This window comes from Nocardioides sp. W7 (assembly GCF_022919075.1).
In the GTDB taxonomy this organism is placed as follows: Bacteria; Actinomycetota; Actinomycetes; order Propionibacteriales; family Nocardioidaceae; genus Nocardioides.
The window spans coordinates 2,834,690-2,850,639 of the sequence record NZ_CP095078.1 but is presented as its reverse complement, the minus strand read 5'-3'; the positions used below and the strand labels follow the sequence as shown (position 1 = coordinate 2,850,639).

The following is a 15,950-nucleotide window of genomic DNA, read 5'->3' as shown; positions in this document are numbered from 1 at the left end:
CCGTCGTGCCGACCCGCGACGAGCTGCTCGACGGCGCGCTGCGCCACCTCAACGCCGATCCCGCCGCTTCGATGGCGGAGGTGGCCGAGGCGACCGGGGTGGGCCGCGCGACGCTCCACCGGCACTTCACCGGACGCGCCGACCTCGTGCACGCCATCGGGGAGCGCTGCCTGGACCGCTGGGAGCAGACCCAGGCCGGCGCCGGGCTGGCGGAGGCGACCGCCTCCGGCGACGCCTCGGCGATCACGGCCTGCGTGGACACGATGGTGCGCTCGCTGGCGCGCGACGCCGAGGACTTCGCCTTCGCGCTGACCGAGCACTCGCTGCAGGACTTCCCCGACCTCGTCGAGCGCACCCGGTCGCTGGTCGCGGTCGAGGTGGCGATGTTCTCGGCCGCCCAGCGTGCCGGCGTGCTGCGTCCCGACGTACCCCCTGCGTGGTTGAGCCACGTCGTGTACGGCGTGATGGTCGCCGTCCGCGAGGCGCTGCGCGCGGGTGAGATCGGCTCCCGGGCTGCCGGCGACCTCGCGGTCCGCACCTTCCTGTCCGGGGCGTCCGCATGAGCGCGGATCGGCTGCGCTGGGCCGGCCTCGCCGTGCTCTGCACGAGCCTGCTGGTCGTCGTCATGGACATGACGATCCTCAGCCTGGCCATGCCGGCCATCTCCGCGGACCTGCGCCCCGGCGCCGTGGAGCTGCTGTGGATGGTCGACGTCTACGCGCTGGTCCTCGCCGGCCTGCTGGTGACCGCCAGCGCGCTCGGCGACCGCTGGGGCCGACGACGGATGCTGGTCGCGGGGTTCGCGACCTTCGGCCTCGCGTCGATGGCCGTGCTGGTCGTCGACAGCCCGGCCGGCGTGATCGCCGTCCGCGCACTGCTCGGCGTCGGCGGCGCCATGATCATGCCGTCGACCCTGTCGATGGTGCGCACGATGTTCACCGACCCGCGCGAGCGGGCGACGGCGCTGGGCTGCTGGGGCGCCACCGCCGCGGTCGGCACGGCGCTCGGCCCGATCATCGGCGGCGCACTCCTCGAGGCGTTCAGCTGGCACTCGGCCTTCCTGGTCAACGTGCCGGTGATGGCGGTGGCGATCGTCGCCGCCCTGCTGCTGCTCCCCGAGAGCAGGTCCGAGCGGCCCGGGACCCTCGACCCGGTCGCCACCGTGCTCTCGGTGCTGGGCATGGTCGCGCTCGTCTACGCCGTCAAGCACACCGGCGAGCACGGACCCACCGGCGAGGGGGCGCTCGCCGCCGTCGTCGCCGTCGTCGGCCTGGTCCTCTTCGTGCGTCGCTGCCTGGCCCAGCCCAACCCGGTCCTGGAGGTCCGCCTGTTCCGCGAGCGCTCCTTCAGCGCGGGCGTCATCACGGCGCTCTGCACCAGCATCGCCTCGATCGCCGCGCTCCTGCTGCTCAGCCAGTGGCTGCAGCTGGTGCGCGGCTGGTCCCCCCTGGAGTCCGGCTTCGCGCTGCTCCCGATGGCGGTGGCCGGGGTGCTCTGCTCGCTGCTCGCGCCCGGGTTGGCCGACCGCATCGGGGCCCGCCCGGTGCTCGCCGGCGGGCTGGCCGTGGGCGGCATCGGCTTCCTCCTGGTCTTCCTGCTCCCGGAGCCACTGTCGTACGCCGGCGTCGCCGCCTCCCTGGTGCTGGTCGGCGCGGGCAGCGGCTCGCTCGCAGTCGCCTCGGCCGCGATCATGTCGGGAGCGCCGGCTGACAAGGCCGGCAGCGCCGCCGCGATCGAGGAGTCCAGCTACGAGATCGGCGGGGTGCTGGGCGTGGCCGTGCTCGGGAGCCTGGCCGGTGCGATCTACCGGGCCGACTTGCCCGTCTCCGACCTCACGGCCGCCGGCCTCGACGCCGCCTCCGGTGACGTCGCCCGCGACTCGCTCGGCGGAGCGCTCGAGATCGCCGAGCTCGCAGGTCCGGGCGGCAGCGCCCTGGCGACCCAGGCCACCGAGGCGTTCACCCACTCGCTGACCGGCGCCGGGCTCGCGGGCGGGCTGGTGATGCTCGCCGCAGCCGCCCTCGTGTGGTGGATCGCTCCGCGGGACCTGGACGTCTCCGCCGGGCACTGACGCAGCTCCCCCGGTAACGCAGGCGCCGCTGCCGGACACTTCCGGTCAGGAGGTGCCCATGACGGAGTCCGAGCGCGAGGCGTTCACCCGGTGCTGGCAGCAGAACGTCGACCGGCTGCACGCGTACGCCGTACGCCACGTCGGCCGCGACGACGCCCCCGAGATCGTCTCGGAGGCGTTCCTGCAGGCCTGGCGGCGCTGGTCCGACGTACCCGACCCGGCCCTGCCGTGGCTGATCGGCACGGCCCGCCGGCTGGCCGCCAACCAGCGGCGCGGGCACCGGCGCCGCGACGCGCTGACCGACCGCGTGGCGCTCGTGGAGGGGGCGGCCGCGACCGCCGAAGCCGCCGAGGTGGTCGCCACCCAGCGGCAGGCCGCGGTCGGTGCGCTCGCCGCGCTCGCCCCCGCCGACCGCGAGGCGCTGCTGCTCCTCGCCTGGGACGGGCTGAGCGTCGAGCAGGCGGCGACGGTCCTCGGCATCCGGGCCGGCACCCTGCGCGTCCGCCTGCACCGGGCCCGCGCCCGGCTGGCCGCCGCCCACGACACCCAGACCCGCACCGACGGCTATCCCGAGACCAAGACCGGCACCGACAGCGACACCGACACCGAGGAGATCCCGTGCCCCAGCAGCTGAGCGACCCCGAGGACCTGGTCCGCGCACTCCGGCCCGACCTGCCCGCCGACCCCGTCTGGGCCGACGCCGCCCTGGCCCGGGTGCTCGCCACCCCGCGTCCCCGGCCGCGGCGGCGCCGCTGGGTCGTCGGCGGCGCGGCGCTCGCAACGTTCGCCGTCGGCGGGGGTGCGTACGCCGGCGGGCTGGTGCCGTCGGTGGTCGTCGACAGGCTGGGGCAGGGCGACCAGTCCGAGCCGCTCATGAGGATCGGGGACGTGCGCGAGGTGTTCTCGCTGACCACGGCCGATGGATCGGTGGTGCAGTTCTTCGTCGCCCCCAACGAGGCCGGCGGTGAGTGCGTCGCGGTCACGCATGACCTCGACCGGGGCACCGAGCCAGGCGACTTCGGCTTCGGGTGCGCGGCCGGGGGTCTCCTCGGAGACGGCACCGTCGCGGGCGAGAACGGGGTCGGCGTACTCGAGACCGACAGCGAGCATCCCGGTCCGCCGGTCCTCTTCGGCATCATCGGGCAGCACACGTCGACCTGGCCGGTCGGGACCACGTCCGTCAGGGTGACCGGGCCGGGGTTCACCCGGTCCGTCCCCGCGACGAAGCCGGAGGGCTGGGCATTGGAGCTACCGTCCGGGCCCGCGGCGTACCTCGTCGAGATGGTGGCCGCGGACGGGTCGGTGCTCCAGACCACCCGAGAGCGGGTCCGGTCGTAGCTCAGCCGAAGAAGACCTGCGCCTCGGCGTACTCCTCGGGGCTGACCAGCTTCAGCTCGCCGGTGCCCTCGATCAGCGGGAGCCGGACGATCTTGGTGCCCTGCAGCGCCATCATCGTGCCGAAGTCGCCGTCGGCGACCGCGTCGATCGCCTGCAGGCCGAAGCGGGTGGCGAGCCAGCGGTCGAAGGCCGTGGGGGTGCCGCCGCGCTGGACGTGGCCCAGGACGACGGCGCGCGCCTCCTTGCCGGTGCGCTGCTCGATCTCGCTGGCCAGCCGGTCGCCGATGCCGCCGAGCCGGACGTGACCGAACGCGTCGACCTCCCCGGAGGACAGCGTCATGTCGCCGCCCTCGACGGGGACCGCGCCCTCGGAGACCACGACGATCGGGGCGTACTGGGTCGCGAACCGGGTCTCGACGTGCGCGCAGAGCGCCTCGATGTCGAAGGGCTGCTCGGGGATCAGCACCGCGCTGGCGCCGCCCGCGATGCCGGCGTGCAGGGCGATCCAGCCGGCGTGCCGGCCCATCACCTCGACGACGAGCACCCGGTGGTGCGACTCGGCGGTGGTGTGCAACCGGTCGATGGCCTCGGTCGCGATGTTGACCGCGGTGTCGAAGCCGAAGGTGAAGTCGGTGCCGGACAGGTCGTTGTCGATGGTCTTCGGCACGCCGACGACCTGGACGCCGAGGTCGGCGAGCTTGGTCGCCACGCCGAGGGTGTCCTCGCCGCCGATCGCGACCAGTGCGTCGACGCCGTGCGCGGCCAGGTTGTCCTTGATCCGCTCGACGCCGCCGTCGATCTTGAACGGGTTGGTGCGCGAGGAGCCGAGGATGGTGCCGCCGCGGGGCAGGATGCCGCGGCACTGCTCGATCCCCAGCTCCATGGTCAGCCCCTCGAGCGGCCCCTTCCAGCCGTCGCGGAAGCCCACGAACTCGAAGCCGTGCTCGCGCACCCCCTTGCGGACGACCGCCCGGATGACGGCGTTCAGGCCGGGACAGTCCCCGCCCCCGGTGAGCACTCCGACGCGCATCGACAACTCCCTCTGCTGACCTCTGCTTGACCAGGTTGGATCGTTCACAGAGGACCCTAGTGGGACCGGGGTCGCACCGGCTACGGCGAGACGGGCCCGCGGCGCCGGCGTCGCTACGCTGCGACCATGACGTTCTCGATCGTGGCCCGGTCCGCCGACGGTGAGTCCTGGGGGGTCGCGGTCGCCTCCCGGTTCCTGGCGGTGGGGGCCAGCGTGCCGGCCGCCGTCGCCCAGGTCGGCGCGATCGCCACCCAGGCCGACGCCAACGTCGCCTACAAGGGCCTGGCCCTCTCCCACCTCGACGACGGCGCCACCGCCCCGGTCGCCCTGCAGCGGCTGCTGGAGGAGGACGAGGGCCGCGACCACCGCCAGGTCGGGATCGTCGACGTCGACGGCGGCGCCGCGACCCACACCGGCCCCGCCTGCCTGGACTGGGCCGGCGGGCTGACCGGCGAGGGCTACGCGATCCAGGGCAACGTGCTGGCCGGGGAGCAGGTCGTGCTCGCGATGCGCGACGCCTGGGAGGCCTCCGACGCCGACCTGCCGCTGGCCCACCGGCTGCTCGCCGCGCTGACCGCGGGCGACGACGCCGGCGGTGACCGGCGGGGTCGGCAGTCGGCCGCGCTGCTCGTCGTACGCGACGAGGCCGGGTACGGCGGCCTCGACGACATCGCCGTCGACCTGCGCGTCGACGACCACACCGCGCCGATCCCCGAGCTGACCCGGCTGCTGGACCTCAACGACCTCTACCTCACCGCCTCGACCGAGGAGGAGAAGGAGCCGGTGACGCCCGAGCTGGACGCCGAGCTGGCCGCGTTCGCCGAGGCCCGGGGGCACCGCGACTTCGCGGCCTGGGTCGGCACCGAGAACTACGAGATGCGCGTCGCGCCCGACCTGTCGTGGATCGACGAGAAGGTGCTCGCGATCGTCCGCGGCCAGTGACCGCCGAGGAGCTCTGGCAGGCCTTTCTCGCCTCGATCCCCGCTGACGCCGAGCTCGTCGTCGTCGACGGCCCGCCGTCGCTGGTCCTCTGGGATGTCGAGACCCTCGGCTCGCCGCGGGCGGCGTTCCTGGCGCCCGATGCGCGGGCCGACCCGGCGACCGGGCTGGCCTGGATCGCCGCCCACGAGCCGCACACCTGGGCCCTGGTGGTCGAGGGGCGCTACGCCGCCGGCCCTATCGCGTCGTACCTCGTCGCGCGGGCGACCCGCGGGCTTCTCCAGGTCACCACCGACCCGGCCTGGTCGAGCGACCGCGCCGCAGAGCTCGGCGTACCGGACGACGTGCTGCCGGAACTCGTCACGCCCGGCCCGGTCGGCCCCGCCGACTCCCGGCTCGTGGGACGGGCGGTATCGCTCGTGGTCTGAGGGCAGGGCGAGCCGCTGGGCCGCTGCGGATTCATCATGGGATGCAGACGAGCTGTCACTTCCCATGGTGTGCCCGCCGTGGGAAGTGACAACTCGGCGACATCCCATGATGAACCGGAGACTCATGGGACAGGTGTGACCGCCCTACGACAACCGGTCCAGCGCCGCCCGGGCCGCGTCCCGCCCATGGGTGGCCTCCTCCAGGACGGTCTCGGCCTCCGAACGCGCGTCCTCGGCGTCGGACAGCTCGTCGTCGACCTCCTCCGCGGTGGTCTCCAGCTCGGCGAGCCGGCGCCGCAGCTCCTCCATCTCCCCCTGCAGCTGGAGGGCCCTGGCCTCCAGCTCGGTGACCGAGGCGGCGGCCTCGTCGAGCTCCTGCTGCGCGGCGTCGACCTCCTCCTGGGCCGACTCGAGCAGGTCCTCGGCCGCAGCCCGGGCCTTGGCGTCCGCGTCCGGGTCGGGGACGACGTGCAGCTCCGGGCGGGACACGGGTACGGCGTCGCGCGCCGTGGCCTGGAAGCCGAGCGCCTCGGGCGCCGCCACCGCGGCGGCGAGGTCGACCTCGTCGACGCCGGTGGCCGTCAGCGCCGTCACCAGCAGGCCGCTGCGCACCGCGTCCGCGCACCCCTCGTCGACCATCGCCGCGGTCAGGGTGGCTTCGATCTGGTCGGCGACGGCCGGGGTGACCTTCAGCCCGCGCTCCTTCGCGACACCACGCGCCTGGGTGGTCACGGCGGCGGTCAGCTGCCGCCGCTGCCTGGTCAGCGCGCGCAGCTCGTCGCCCGACATCGAAGCCTGCGCCTCGCGCAGGGCGGCGCCGACCGCGAGCACCTGGTCGACCTGCTCGGTCTCGTGCCGGACGAGCAGGTTGACCACCCAGGCCGCGGTGGCCGGCTTGCGCAGCGCCTTGACCTGCTTGCCGAGCTCGGTCCCCTTCAGTGCCTTCGCCCGGGCGTCGCGGACCGGGGTGAACTCGGCCAGGTCGAGCCCGTAGAGCTCGTCGGCGATCTGGAGCAGCTCGCTCATCGAGACCTCATGGCCGACCGGCCGTCTCCCACTCCTGGTGCGCCGCCCAGCTCCGGGCGTGCAGCTCGCGCAACGGCTCCTGCGGGAGGTCGTCGAGCGGCACCTGCAGCTGCTCGGCCAGCGCGGCGCGCCAGTCGTCGTACGACGCCAGCACGGTCTCGGTGACGCCGGTCGGGGTCACCCGGCGCAGCAGGCAGCCGCGCACCTCCCAGATCCCCTCGGTGTCGCGCCGCTGGACGACCACGATCCGGGCGAACCGTCCCTCGCCCGGGGCGGACAGCTCGGCGTGCGCGGCCACCATCGCCCCGGGCCCGGTGTCGCCGTCGGTGACCTCCACCCCGACGAACGAGCCGGACGCGTCGTTGCGGAAGGACCAGCCGTCGGGCCGGACGTCGTCGAGCCGGTAGCGGAAGCCGTCCTGCACCTGCTCACCCTCGACCAGCGGCAGCGGGAGCCGGAACCCCTCACCCAGGCCGACGTCGGCCCACCAGCGGCCGCCGGGGTTGCCGGCAGTCGGCAGGTCGGTCACCACCAGCACCAGGTGGTTGAGCGGGCCGGTCCGCTGCGCCTCGTCGTGCCACACGTGCCCGTGCCGCCGCTCCACGGTGAACCCGAGGTCGTTCAGCACCAGCTCCAGGGCGGCGTTCTGGTGGAGGCAGTAGCCGGCCCGACCGACCCGGCCGACCCGGTCCAGGCAGGTCTCCGGGTCGACCGACGGCGGCAGGCCGAGCATGATGCCGAGGTTCTCGTACGGCACGTGCTGCAGGTGCCGGTCGTGGACCAGGAACAGGGTGTCCAGGGTCGGCGGTGCTCCGGCGTCGATCTGCAGCCGCTGGAGGTACCTACGCGTCGGCATCGTCGAGCCCCCGCTCGATCGCGTAGCGGGTCAGCTCCACCCGGTTGTGCATCTGGAGCTTGCGCAGCGTGTTCTGCACGTGGTTCTGGACGGTCCGGTGCGAGAGCACCAGCCGCTCGGCGATCTGGCGGTACGACAGCCCCTTGGCCACCATCTTCAACACCTCGGTCTCGCGCTCGGTCAACTCGGGGAAGCCGTCCTGCGCGGCGGTCGGCTCACTGAGCCGCCGGTACTCCCCCAGCACCAGGCCCGCCAGCCCCGGAGTGAAGACGGTGTCTCCCGCGGCGACCCGGCGTACGGCGTCGAGCAGCTCCTCGCGCGACGCCGACTTCACCAGGTACCCGGTGGCGCCGGCCTTGACCGCCTCCAGGACGTCGGCCTGCTCGCCGGAGGCGGAGAGGATCAGCACCCGCGCCGACGGGTCGTGGCGGAGCACCTCGGCGGTGACCTCGACGCCGTTCGGGGCCGGGATCTGCAGGTCGAGCACCAGCACCTGCGGCCGCACCGCCCGGAACCGGGCCAGCGCCTCGGCGCCGTTCGCGGCGACTCCCACCACGTCGAAGCCCGCCACCTGCAGGTCGCGCTCGACGGCGTCGCGCCACATGGGGTGGTCGTCGACGACCATGACGCGGATCGGCTGCTCGTCCATGGCGGGAAATCTAGTGGTTGTCCTCGGGCGCCGGACGCAGCCACCGCCCCCGTCGGTGGGCCAGCGGGTCGCGGTCGTCGCCGACGACGATCTCCTCCACCACGCAGGTCAGCTGCGTCGACCAGCCGACGGTCCCGGTCGTCTCGACGCGTACGCCGGCCCAGGTGGTCGCGCCCGCCAGCCGAGGACCCCACGACGTCTGCTCGAAAGCGGCCAGCAGGAACGGGCCGCCGGGAGCCGGGGCGGTGCCGGCGAACGCCTCGGCCAGGCCGCGGTGCTCCCAGGAGAGCAGCTGGACGACGCACCGCCCGGAGTCGGCCACCACGTCGGCGAGGTCGGAGTCGGGATCGATCAGCGCCAGCAGCCGCGCCGGCTCCCCGGCGGCGACCATCAGCGAGCTCACGGTCAGCCCGGCCCGCCCGTGCCGGTCGTCGAGGTCGCCCGCGGTCCACAGCGAGACCGCGCCGCCGAGTCGGCCGCGGAGGCGGCGTACCGGGTCGGGCTCGGGGTCGGCGAACGGGTGCGTGCTGTGGATGGTCATCGGGCCTCCCGCGGGACGGTGAGCTCCCACTCGGTGCCGTCGGCCCCGGTGGTCAGGGTCGCGGTGCCGCCCAGGTCGGAGACCCGGCCGCAGATCGACTCGCGCACGCCGAGCCGACCCTGGTCGGCGGCCTCGCCGAGCCGGCCCTCGGGGATGCCGGGGCCGTCGTCGCGCACCGAGACCTCCACCCGGTCCGGAAGCGCCTCCAGCAGCACCCAGGCCGAGGCCCCGGGCGCGTGGCGGGCGACGTTGTCGAGGCAGGCCGCGACCGCGGCCACCAGCTCGCGGCCGGCGTACCCCGCCAGCTCGACGGGTACGCCGGGGCCCGCGACCACGACGCCGGGCCGCGCGAGCCGGGCGAGCTCCGCGGCCACGTCGACCGTGCCCGCCCCGCCGTCCGCGGCGGGCAGCGCGTCCTGCGCGTGGATCAGGCCGCGCAGCACGGTCTCCTGCTCCCCGGCCAGCCGGCCCAGCTCGGCCGCCTCGCCCCCGAGCTCCGCGCCGCGGCGCTGCACCAGCGCCAGCACCTGCAACACCCCGTCGTGCACGGCCCGCGCGAGCCGGGCCCGCTCGGCCGCGGCCGCCGCCTCGCGCTCCGCGGCGTCGCGGTGCTCGGCCATCCGCTGCAGCGAGTCGGCCAGCCCGCCGATGACGACGCCCCCGATCACCAGCAGGTAGGCGTTGCCGTAGTTGGTCTGACTGATCTCCTGCCGGATGCCGAGGTCGGCGAGCGCCAGCACGAGCGCGGCGGCCAGGCCGCCCTGCCAGCGCCAGTGCACCGCCCAGGCCAGCAGCGCGCCCATCACCCAGAAGCCGGGCACCGTCGCGCTGAACCCGGCGCCCTTCACCAGGGGGGTGGCCAGCAGCAGGGCGAGGGCGACCGCCAGGTCGAGGCCCAGCACGACGCGGTTGCGGCGCGCCGGGTCGGCGTACGCCCAGACCGTGAAGGCCGTCCAGCCGACCATCGTCAGGGTCAGGACCAGACCTGCGACCGGGCGCTGGAAGTTGTCCGCGCGGTAGAGGTTGAGCCCGACCGCGTTGACGAGCAGGACCACCCGCAGCAGCGCGAGGGCCCGGAACAGCCGGTCCTCGACCGTCGTCTCGGGCCGGCGCCAGCCGATCTCTCGACTCAGGACGCCTTCTTCTGCTCGTCCGCCGCGGCCGCCTGCTCGGCCTTCTTCGACTCCTCCTTGGCGCGGGAGGCGTACTTGTCGACGTACTCCTGGTCGGAGAGCCGCATGATCTCGTACATGATCTCGTCGGTGATCGAACGCAGGATGAACCGGTCGTTCTCCATGCCCTCGTAGCGGGAGAAGTCCAGCGGCTTGCCGAAGCGCACCACCGGCCGCACCAGCCGCCCGAACTTCTTGCCCGGCGGCGCGACCACGTCGGTGCCGACGACGGCCACCGGGATCACGGGCACGCCGGTCTCGAGCGCCAGCCGGGCGACGCCCGTCTTGCCGCGGTACAGCTTCCCGTCGTGGGAGCGGGTGCCCTCGGGGTAGATGCCGAACAGGTCCCCCTCGTCGAGGATCCGCTTGGCGGCACTCAGCGCACCCTCGGCCGCCGAGGCACCGGAGCGGTCGATCGGCACCTGGCCGGCACCGGAGAAGAACTGCCGCTGGAACCAGCCCTTGATACCGGGGGTGGTGAAGTACTCGGCCTTCGCCACGAACGTCACCCGCCGCGACAGGGTGAGCGGCATGAACAGCCAGTCGGCGTACGAGAGGTGGTTGCTGGCGAGGATCGCCGGGCCCTCCAGCGGGACGTTGTCGGCCCCGATCACCTGGGGGCGGAACACGACGCGGAGCGCCGGCCCCAGCGCGATCCACTTCAGGAACCAGTAGAACACCGCACACCCTTCCCACGACCGACCGAGACACCGGAACTGTAGACCCTCGCACACCTACAGTGAGCCCATGACGATGCACCCGCTGGCGACGCCACTCTCGGTCCCCGCGCGCCCCGAACTCACCGGCGGCCGGCGCGTCGGCGTGCTGATCTGCCACGGTTTCACCGGCCAGCCCGCCTCGGTCAAGCCGTGGGGGGAGCATCTCGCCGCGCTGGGGTACGCCGTCGAGGTCCCGCGCCTGCCCGGGCACGGCACCACCTGGCAGGAGATGAACCGCACGAGCTGGGTCGACTGGTACGGCGAGCTGACCCGGGTCTTCGACAAGCTCTGCCTGGACAACGACGCGGTCGTCGTCGGCGGGCTCTCCATGGGCGGCGCGTTGAGCCTGCGGGTCGCCGCCGAGCATCCCGACCGGGTCTCGGGCGTGGTCGTCGTCAACCCCGCGGTCGCGACCAAGCGCTTCGACGTCAAGCTGCTGCCCGTGCTCAAGCACGTGCTCCCCTCGATGCCCGGCATCGTCGACGACATCAAGAAGGACGGCGTGACCGAGCACGGCTACCCGCGGGTGCCGCTGCGGGCCGCCGCCTCGATGTTCGGGGCCTGGCCGGCGCTCGCCGGTGAGCTGTCGAGGATCACCGCTCCGCTGCTGTACTTCCGCTCCACCGTCGACCACGTGGTCGACGAGCTGTCCGAGCCGCTCATCACCGGCTCGGTCTCCTCGCGCGACGTCACCGTCGTACGCCTCGAGGAGAGCTACCACGTCGCGACGCTCGACAACGACGCACCGCGCATCTACGCCGACACGGCCGACTTCGTGGCCCGGGTGACCGCGCTCTAGAAGGCCTGGGGCCGACGGCCTACCCTCGAGTGGTGCAGCGCGACGATGACGAGGACGCAGTCTGGCGCTCCATCGTCGACAACTACGGGACCCGACCCGACCTCGACCCCGAGGCGACGCCGGACCTGGCGGCCGACCTGGGGCCCGACCTGCCGGCGGAGCTGGGGCCCGACCTGGCCCCCGAGATGGTGGGTCCGGGGGGCGGCGACGGCCTCGCCGACGAGCCCGAGTGGTTCACCGCGCCGCTGGTCGACCCCGAGGACCGCTTCGTCCCCCCGCCGCCGCCCCCGCTGCCGCGACCCAGCCGGGACCGGCTCGCCGCCTGGCTCGGCGTGTTCGGCTCCCCTGCCGTGCTCCTGGTGTGCCTGGTCGCGAACATCGGCCTGCCCCGGCTGCTGGCCTACGGCCTGGTCGCCGCCTTCGTGGGCGGCTTCCTCTATCTGGTGTGGCAGATGCCCCGCGGCCCGCGCGACCCGTGGGACGACGGCGCCCAGATCTAGGGACCGGTCCGTCGTCGGCGGCCGGATGCCGTCAGGTTCCTGCTGGGCGGTCTCAGGAGTCTCCCCAGCATCATCGGTGTCGAGAAACTCGTGCTGGTGTCGAGATGCTTCACGACGTAGGCGTGAGTTTCTCCGCCTGGGCGGTGAAACTCTCCGCCGCCGTTACTCCCCCGACCGCCGCGCAGCCCGCGCACCGACCCGAGTACGACGCAGCGCGCGCGCCCGCCGACCGCCACTGCGGACAGCCGAGCGGGCCTTGTCGGCGGCGCCGACGACGCCCGCCTCGGGGCCGAGGGTCGCCCGCAGCAGCGGCGGGACGACCCGGTGGCCGGTGCCGACGAGCGAGCGGGCCAGCGCGGAGCGGGCCGGCGCCAGCAGGTGCTCGCCCGCGGCGGAGACGCCGCCGGCGACGACGACCACGTCGGGGTCGAAGGCCGCGACCAGGTTGGCGACGCCGACGCCGAGCCAGTCGCCGACCGACGCGAACGCCTGGAGGGCCACCTGGTCGCCCTGGTCGGCGGCCTGGGTGACCATCGGCCCGACGAGGTCGGCGGGGTCGCCGCCGCAGAGCCCGTCGAGCAGCGTGGGGACCCGGCCGAGCTGAGAGCGCGCGTGCCGGGCGAGCGCGTTGCCGCTGCAGTACTGCTCCCAGCAGCCGGTGCCGCCGCACTCGCACACCAGTCCGTCGGGGACCACCTGCATGTGGCCGAACTCCCCCGCCATCCCGTTGCTGCCGCGGTGCACCCGGCCGTTGAGCACGACCGCCCCGCCGATGCCGGTGCCGAGGGTGACCACGATCGCGTCGGTGGCCCCGCGGGCGGCGCCGAAGGCGACCTCGGCCCGGGCCGCGCAGTTGGCGTCGTTGTCGAGGACGACGGTGGTGCCCCAGCGCTCCATCAGCCGGGCCCGCACCTGCTCGCCGCGCCAGGGCAGGTGCGGCGCGAACATCACCCGCTCGCCCGCGCCGTCGACGAAGCCGGCCGCGGCGAGGCCCACCCCGTCGATGGCCCGGCGACCGGCGACCTCCTGGACCGCCTCGGTCAGCGCGTCCTCCACGACCACCGGGTCGACCAGCCGGCCCGGGGTGGACCGGCGTGCGGTGCGCAGCACCCGGCCGCTCGCGCTGACGGCCGAGGCCAGCACCTTGGTGCCGCCGACGTCGACGCCGATGAAGAGGGCCATGTCAGGCCAGGTCCTTGGAGTCGGCGCCGTCGCGAGCGGGTTCCCGCGCCGAGCTGGCAAGGCGGAGGAGCGAAGGTGGGACGGAGTCCCTCCGAGTCGACGACAACGCGGCCAGGTCGGATGCGGGGATCCGCGGAGCAGGCGCCGACTTCATAGACATGGCCTATCGCCGGGCGAGGTCGGCGGCGCCGATCAGCCCCGCCCGGTTGCCCAGTCGGGCCTTGCGGATCTCCAGCGACGGGCGGTGCCCGCGGCCGGTGAGCTGGGCTGCGAACGCGGCCCGGGTGGGGCCGAGCAGCAGCTCCCCCGCCTCGCTGACGCCGCCGCCGATGACGACGACCGCGGGGTCGAGGATCGCGGTGAGCGAGGCGATGCCCTCGCCGAGCCACTTGCCGAGGTCGGCCAGCTGCTCGACCGCGAACGGGTCGCCCGCGCGGGCGGCCTCGGTGATCAGCGGGCCGGTGATCTTGTCGGCATCCCCGCCGGCCAGGTCGAGCACGTGCCGCGCGAGCAGCGAGCCGCCCCGCGCGGAGACCCGGGCCTCCCGGACCAGGGCGCTGCCGCTGGCGTACTGCTCGAAGCAGCCGTGGTTCCCGCAGCCGCACAGGGCGCCGCCGGGGACGACGCGCATGTGGCCGATCTCCGCGCCGACGCCGAAGGCGCCGCGGTAGAGCTCGCCGTCGAGCACGACCCCACCACCGACCCCGGTGCCGACGGTCACGAGCAGCAGGTCGTCGACGTCGTGGCCGGCGCCGTAGCGGAACTCACCCCAGGCGGCGGCGTTCGCGTCGTTCTCGATCACGACCGGCAGGTCGACGCGCTTCTCGAGCTCGGTCTTCAGGTCGACGTTGCGCCAGGCGATGTTGGGGGCGAACATCACGATCGCCCGCGCCTTGTCGATGTAGCCCGCGGCGCCCACGCCGACCGCGGAGATCTCGTGTCGCGAGCTCAGCTCGGTGACGAGACCGGCGATGGCGTCCTCGATGGCGTCGGCGCTGGTCGCCGGCGAGACCACCCGCAGCTCCTCGACGATGCTGCCGTCCTCGTCGATGACGCCGCCGGCGATCTTCGTGCCGCCCACGTCCACCCCACACGCCAGGGTCATTCGTCCTCCACCCATCCGTCGTCGGGGACATCTTCGTCGAGATCGATCCGCTCGACTCCGCCGGCCCCGGCGCGGTGCTCCGGCGAGACGGCCGTCGCGAGCAGCCCGGCCGCCGCCTGCGCGAGCGATGCCGCCGCCGACATCAGGTGGGCGCGGACCTCGGGGCTCGTCTGCCGGACCAGGTGCACGGTGCGACAGACCGGGCAGTACGTGCACGCGGCGTCGCCGGTCGCGACGTGCGCGTCGACGTCGCGCAGCGCACCCGCGGCGTACGACGCCAGCCCGGCCAGGCCGCTGCCCAGGTCCGAGCCCTGGTCCCGGGCGAGGTCGGCGAACGCGCCGAACAGCTTGGCGGCCTCCTCACCGACGCTGCCGACGCCGCTGCCCTGCTCGTCCTCGCTCACGCGCGCTCCTTCTCCGGGGCCGCGGCCACCTCACGGAACCTCACCTGCAGCTCACCCGCCTCGACCCGCGCGCCGGCGACCTGGAGCCGGGCGAGACTCGACGGCAGGGTGAGGACGCGACGATACGACCCCACGGTCACGACCAGGTCGTCGCCGTTGCGGGCGAGGTCCACGTCGGCGCGGGTGACGTGGGGCAGCGCGAGGTGCAGCACCGCTCCCGAGGAGGTACGGCGGATCCGGAACGGCCCGTCACCCGCGGGCGGGGCCAGCGGGTCGGAGTCGCCGTACACCTCGCGGGCGAGGTCGGTCAGCGCCGCGACCCCGACCGGCTCCCGGGGCCGGTAGACCGAGCGCCAGATCGGCAGCCCGTCGAAGGACTGCTCCACCTGCACGAGCACGTCGTCCTGGGCCAGCACCCAGCCGGCACGCCAGTCGTCGGCGTCCTCGGCCGGGAAGACCCGGTTGGCGACGACGCCGTCGACGCGGTAGCCGTACAGCGACAGCGTCGTGTAGGAGCGGCGGGCCTCGGCGAGCACGATCGACTCGGGGGTGAGCACCAGCCGCACGCTCGCCTCCGGACCCGACAGCAGCTGACGCACCTCGTCCAGCTCGGCGTGCAGCCGCTCGACGGCGTCGAAGACCCGGTCACCGGGCATCGGGACGCCGGCCGCGCGGTTCAGCACGGGCCGGAGCGCCTTGACGATCCGGCGCTCGGCGGGAAAGACCCGCTGCATGTACCAGCCCAGCGCCTCGGGCAGCGCGAGCAGTCGCAGCGTCTCCGCGGTCGGGGCGCAGTCGACCACGATCACGTCCCAGGCCCCCGAGCGGGCGTGCAGCCGCAGCTCGAGCAGGGCCAGCACCTCCTCGGCGCCCGGGATGACCGTCAGCTCCTCCGCGGCCACCGGGTCGACGCCGGCGACGTCGAGCACCGAGAGCAGGTAGCCCTGGATCTCCGCCCAGGACTGCTGGAACCGCAGCTGCGCGTCGACCTGTTGCACGAAGAGCCGCTCGGCGACCTCGGTCGGCTCGGCCCCGACGGCGACGCCGTACGCGTCGGCGAGCGAGTGGGCCGCGTCGGTGGAGAGCACCAGGGTCCGGTGGCCGCCCGCCGCCGACAGCGCGGCCGTCCCCGCGGCGACCGTCGACTTGCCGACCCCGCCCTTGCCGGTGAACAGAAGGATGCGCACTCGG

General features: G+C 74.2%; 19 protein-coding genes. 8 read left to right on the top strand and 11 right to left on the bottom strand.

Annotation, left to right across the window (positions count from 1 at the left end; translation table 11 throughout):
* Positions 1 to 5 precede the first annotated feature (5 nt).
* From MUB56_RS13570 to MUB56_RS13555, 4 genes are read left to right on the top strand one after another with little or no spacing between them, the layout of a single operon-like run.
* Positions 6 to 563, top strand: a complete 558-nt coding sequence (locus tag MUB56_RS13570) for a helix-turn-helix domain-containing protein (RefSeq protein WP_244927553.1) — start codon at positions 6 to 8, stop codon at positions 561 to 563.
* Positions 560 to 2,071 (top strand): MFS transporter, encoded by a 1,512-nt coding sequence (locus MUB56_RS13565; RefSeq protein ID WP_244927552.1) that lies wholly within the window; start codon positions 560 to 562, stop codon positions 2,069 to 2,071. The genes MUB56_RS13570 and MUB56_RS13565 overlap by 4 nt, the downstream gene beginning before the upstream one ends.
* 58 nt (positions 2,072 to 2,129) lie before the next feature.
* Complete coding sequence (locus MUB56_RS13560; protein WP_244927551.1) at positions 2,130 to 2,705, top strand: RNA polymerase sigma factor; 576 nt, start codon at positions 2,130 to 2,132, stop codon at positions 2,703 to 2,705.
* A complete protein-coding gene (locus MUB56_RS13555; RefSeq protein WP_244927550.1) occupies positions 2,690 to 3,409 on the top strand; it encodes a hypothetical protein in 720 nt (239 codons plus the stop codon). Before MUB56_RS13560 ends, MUB56_RS13555 begins: the two co-directional genes overlap by 16 nt.
* A gap of 1 nt (position 3,410) precedes the next feature.
* Here the strand turns inward: MUB56_RS13555 and MUB56_RS13550 are convergent, their stop codons facing one another.
* The gene (locus MUB56_RS13550) at positions 3,411 to 4,439 is read right to left on the bottom strand and encodes a 6-phosphofructokinase (RefSeq protein WP_244927549.1); all 1,029 of its coding nucleotides are present in this window, start codon (positions 4,437 to 4,439) and stop codon (positions 3,411 to 3,413) included.
* A 126-nt stretch (positions 4,440 to 4,565) separates the two neighbouring features.
* Here MUB56_RS13550 and MUB56_RS13545 point away from each other — a divergent pair, with 126 nt between their 5' ends.
* Positions 4,566 to 5,381, top strand: coding sequence for a DUF1028 domain-containing protein (locus tag MUB56_RS13545; protein ID WP_244927548.1), 816 nt, complete (start codon positions 4,566 to 4,568; stop codon positions 5,379 to 5,381).
* Positions 5,378 to 5,806 carry a hypothetical protein gene (locus MUB56_RS13540; RefSeq protein ID WP_244927547.1) on the top strand — a complete coding sequence of 143 codons (429 nt, stop codon included), beginning with the start codon at positions 5,378 to 5,380 and terminating at the stop codon, positions 5,804 to 5,806. Before MUB56_RS13545 ends, MUB56_RS13540 begins: the two co-directional genes overlap by 4 nt.
* A gap of 144 nt (positions 5,807 to 5,950) precedes the next feature.
* Here MUB56_RS13540 and MUB56_RS13535 read toward each other — a convergent pair whose 3' ends face one another.
* The 6 genes from MUB56_RS13535 to MUB56_RS13510 are packed head-to-tail and all read right to left on the bottom strand — an operon-like array spanning position 5,951 to position 10,730.
* Positions 5,951 to 6,832, bottom strand: a complete 882-nt coding sequence (locus tag MUB56_RS13535) for a hypothetical protein (RefSeq protein ID WP_244927546.1) — start codon at positions 6,830 to 6,832, stop codon at positions 5,951 to 5,953.
* A gap of 7 nt (positions 6,833 to 6,839) precedes the next feature.
* Positions 6,840 to 7,688: an arylamine N-acetyltransferase gene (locus MUB56_RS13530; protein ID WP_244927545.1), complete on the bottom strand. Its 849-nt coding sequence runs from the start codon at positions 7,686 to 7,688 to the stop codon at positions 6,840 to 6,842.
* On the bottom strand, positions 7,675 to 8,337 hold the full coding sequence (locus tag MUB56_RS13525; protein WP_244927544.1) for a response regulator transcription factor: 663 nt from the start codon (positions 8,335 to 8,337) through the stop codon (positions 7,675 to 7,677). Before MUB56_RS13525 ends, MUB56_RS13530 begins: the two co-directional genes overlap by 14 nt.
* Before the next feature lie 10 nt (positions 8,338 to 8,347).
* Entirely contained in the window at positions 8,348 to 8,878 is a 531-nt protein-coding gene (locus MUB56_RS13520; protein ID WP_244927543.1) for a flavin reductase family protein, read from the bottom strand.
* Positions 8,875 to 9,999 carry a DUF5931 domain-containing protein gene (locus MUB56_RS13515; protein ID WP_280637416.1) on the bottom strand — a complete coding sequence of 375 codons (1,125 nt, stop codon included), beginning with the start codon at positions 9,997 to 9,999 and terminating at the stop codon, positions 8,875 to 8,877. The genes MUB56_RS13520 and MUB56_RS13515 overlap by 4 nt, the downstream gene beginning before the upstream one ends.
* An 8-nt stretch (positions 10,000 to 10,007) precedes the next feature.
* Positions 10,008 to 10,730: a lysophospholipid acyltransferase family protein gene (locus MUB56_RS13510; RefSeq protein WP_244927541.1), complete on the bottom strand. Its 723-nt coding sequence runs from the start codon at positions 10,728 to 10,730 to the stop codon at positions 10,008 to 10,010.
* A gap of 67 nt (positions 10,731 to 10,797) precedes the next feature.
* Here MUB56_RS13510 and MUB56_RS13505 point away from each other — a divergent pair, with 67 nt between their 5' ends.
* Both MUB56_RS13505 and MUB56_RS13500 read left to right on the top strand, forming a co-directional pair.
* Complete coding sequence (locus MUB56_RS13505) at positions 10,798 to 11,568, top strand: alpha/beta fold hydrolase (RefSeq protein WP_244927540.1); 771 nt, start codon at positions 10,798 to 10,800, stop codon at positions 11,566 to 11,568.
* Positions 11,569 to 11,600: 32 nt separating this feature from the next.
* Positions 11,601 to 12,068 carry a hypothetical protein gene (locus MUB56_RS13500; RefSeq protein ID WP_244927539.1) on the top strand — a complete coding sequence of 156 codons (468 nt, stop codon included), beginning with the start codon at positions 11,601 to 11,603 and terminating at the stop codon, positions 12,066 to 12,068.
* 162 nt (positions 12,069 to 12,230) lie between these two features.
* Here the strand turns inward: MUB56_RS13500 and MUB56_RS13495 are convergent, their stop codons facing one another.
* The 4 genes from MUB56_RS13495 to MUB56_RS13480 form a co-directional block, all read right to left on the bottom strand.
* Complete coding sequence (locus tag MUB56_RS13495) at positions 12,231 to 13,250, bottom strand: ROK family protein (protein WP_244927538.1); 1,020 nt, start codon at positions 13,248 to 13,250, stop codon at positions 12,231 to 12,233.
* 163 nt (positions 13,251 to 13,413) lie between these two features.
* Positions 13,414 to 14,355 (bottom strand): ROK family glucokinase, encoded by a 942-nt coding sequence (locus tag MUB56_RS13490; protein ID WP_244927537.1) that lies wholly within the window; start codon positions 14,353 to 14,355, stop codon positions 13,414 to 13,416.
* Positions 14,352 to 14,759 (bottom strand): hypothetical protein, encoded by a 408-nt coding sequence (locus MUB56_RS13485; protein ID WP_244927536.1) that lies wholly within the window; start codon positions 14,757 to 14,759, stop codon positions 14,352 to 14,354. Before MUB56_RS13485 ends, MUB56_RS13490 begins: the two co-directional genes overlap by 4 nt.
* Positions 14,756 to 15,946 (bottom strand): ArsA family ATPase, encoded by a 1,191-nt coding sequence (locus tag MUB56_RS13480; RefSeq protein WP_244927535.1) that lies wholly within the window; start codon positions 15,944 to 15,946, stop codon positions 14,756 to 14,758. The genes MUB56_RS13485 and MUB56_RS13480 overlap by 4 nt, the downstream gene beginning before the upstream one ends.
* Between the last annotated feature and the right edge of the window lie 4 nt (positions 15,947 to 15,950).

Bases quoted from the DNA above. Each gene is read 5' to 3' on its own strand.
- MUB56_RS13495 (WP_244927538.1), bottom strand. From the start codon at position 13,250: ATGGCCCTCTTCATCGGCGTCGACGTCGGCGGCACCAAGGTGCTGGCC.
- MUB56_RS13565 (WP_244927552.1), top strand. From the start codon at position 560: ATGAGCGCGGATCGGCTGCGCTGGGCCGGCCTCGCCGTGCTCTGCACG.
- MUB56_RS13560 (WP_244927551.1), top strand. From the start codon at position 2,130: ATGACGGAGTCCGAGCGCGAGGCGTTCACCCGGTGCTGGCAGCAGAAC.
- MUB56_RS13550 (WP_244927549.1), bottom strand. From the start codon at position 4,439: ATGCGCGTCGGAGTGCTCACCGGGGGCGGGGACTGTCCCGGCCTGAAC.
- MUB56_RS13490 (WP_244927537.1), bottom strand. From the start codon at position 14,355: ATGACCCTGGCGTGTGGGGTGGACGTGGGCGGCACGAAGATCGCCGGC.
- MUB56_RS13545 (WP_244927548.1), top strand. From the start codon at position 4,566: ATGACGTTCTCGATCGTGGCCCGGTCCGCCGACGGTGAGTCCTGGGGG.
- MUB56_RS13520 (WP_244927543.1), bottom strand. From the start codon at position 8,878: ATGACCATCCACAGCACGCACCCGTTCGCCGACCCCGAGCCCGACCCG.
- MUB56_RS13535 (WP_244927546.1), bottom strand. From the start codon at position 6,832: ATGAGCGAGCTGCTCCAGATCGCCGACGAGCTCTACGGGCTCGACCTG.
- MUB56_RS13530 (WP_244927545.1), bottom strand. From the start codon at position 7,688: ATGCCGACGCGTAGGTACCTCCAGCGGCTGCAGATCGACGCCGGAGCA.
- MUB56_RS13505 (WP_244927540.1), top strand. From the start codon at position 10,798: ATGACGATGCACCCGCTGGCGACGCCACTCTCGGTCCCCGCGCGCCCC.
- MUB56_RS13525 (WP_244927544.1), bottom strand. From the start codon at position 8,337: ATGGACGAGCAGCCGATCCGCGTCATGGTCGTCGACGACCACCCCATG.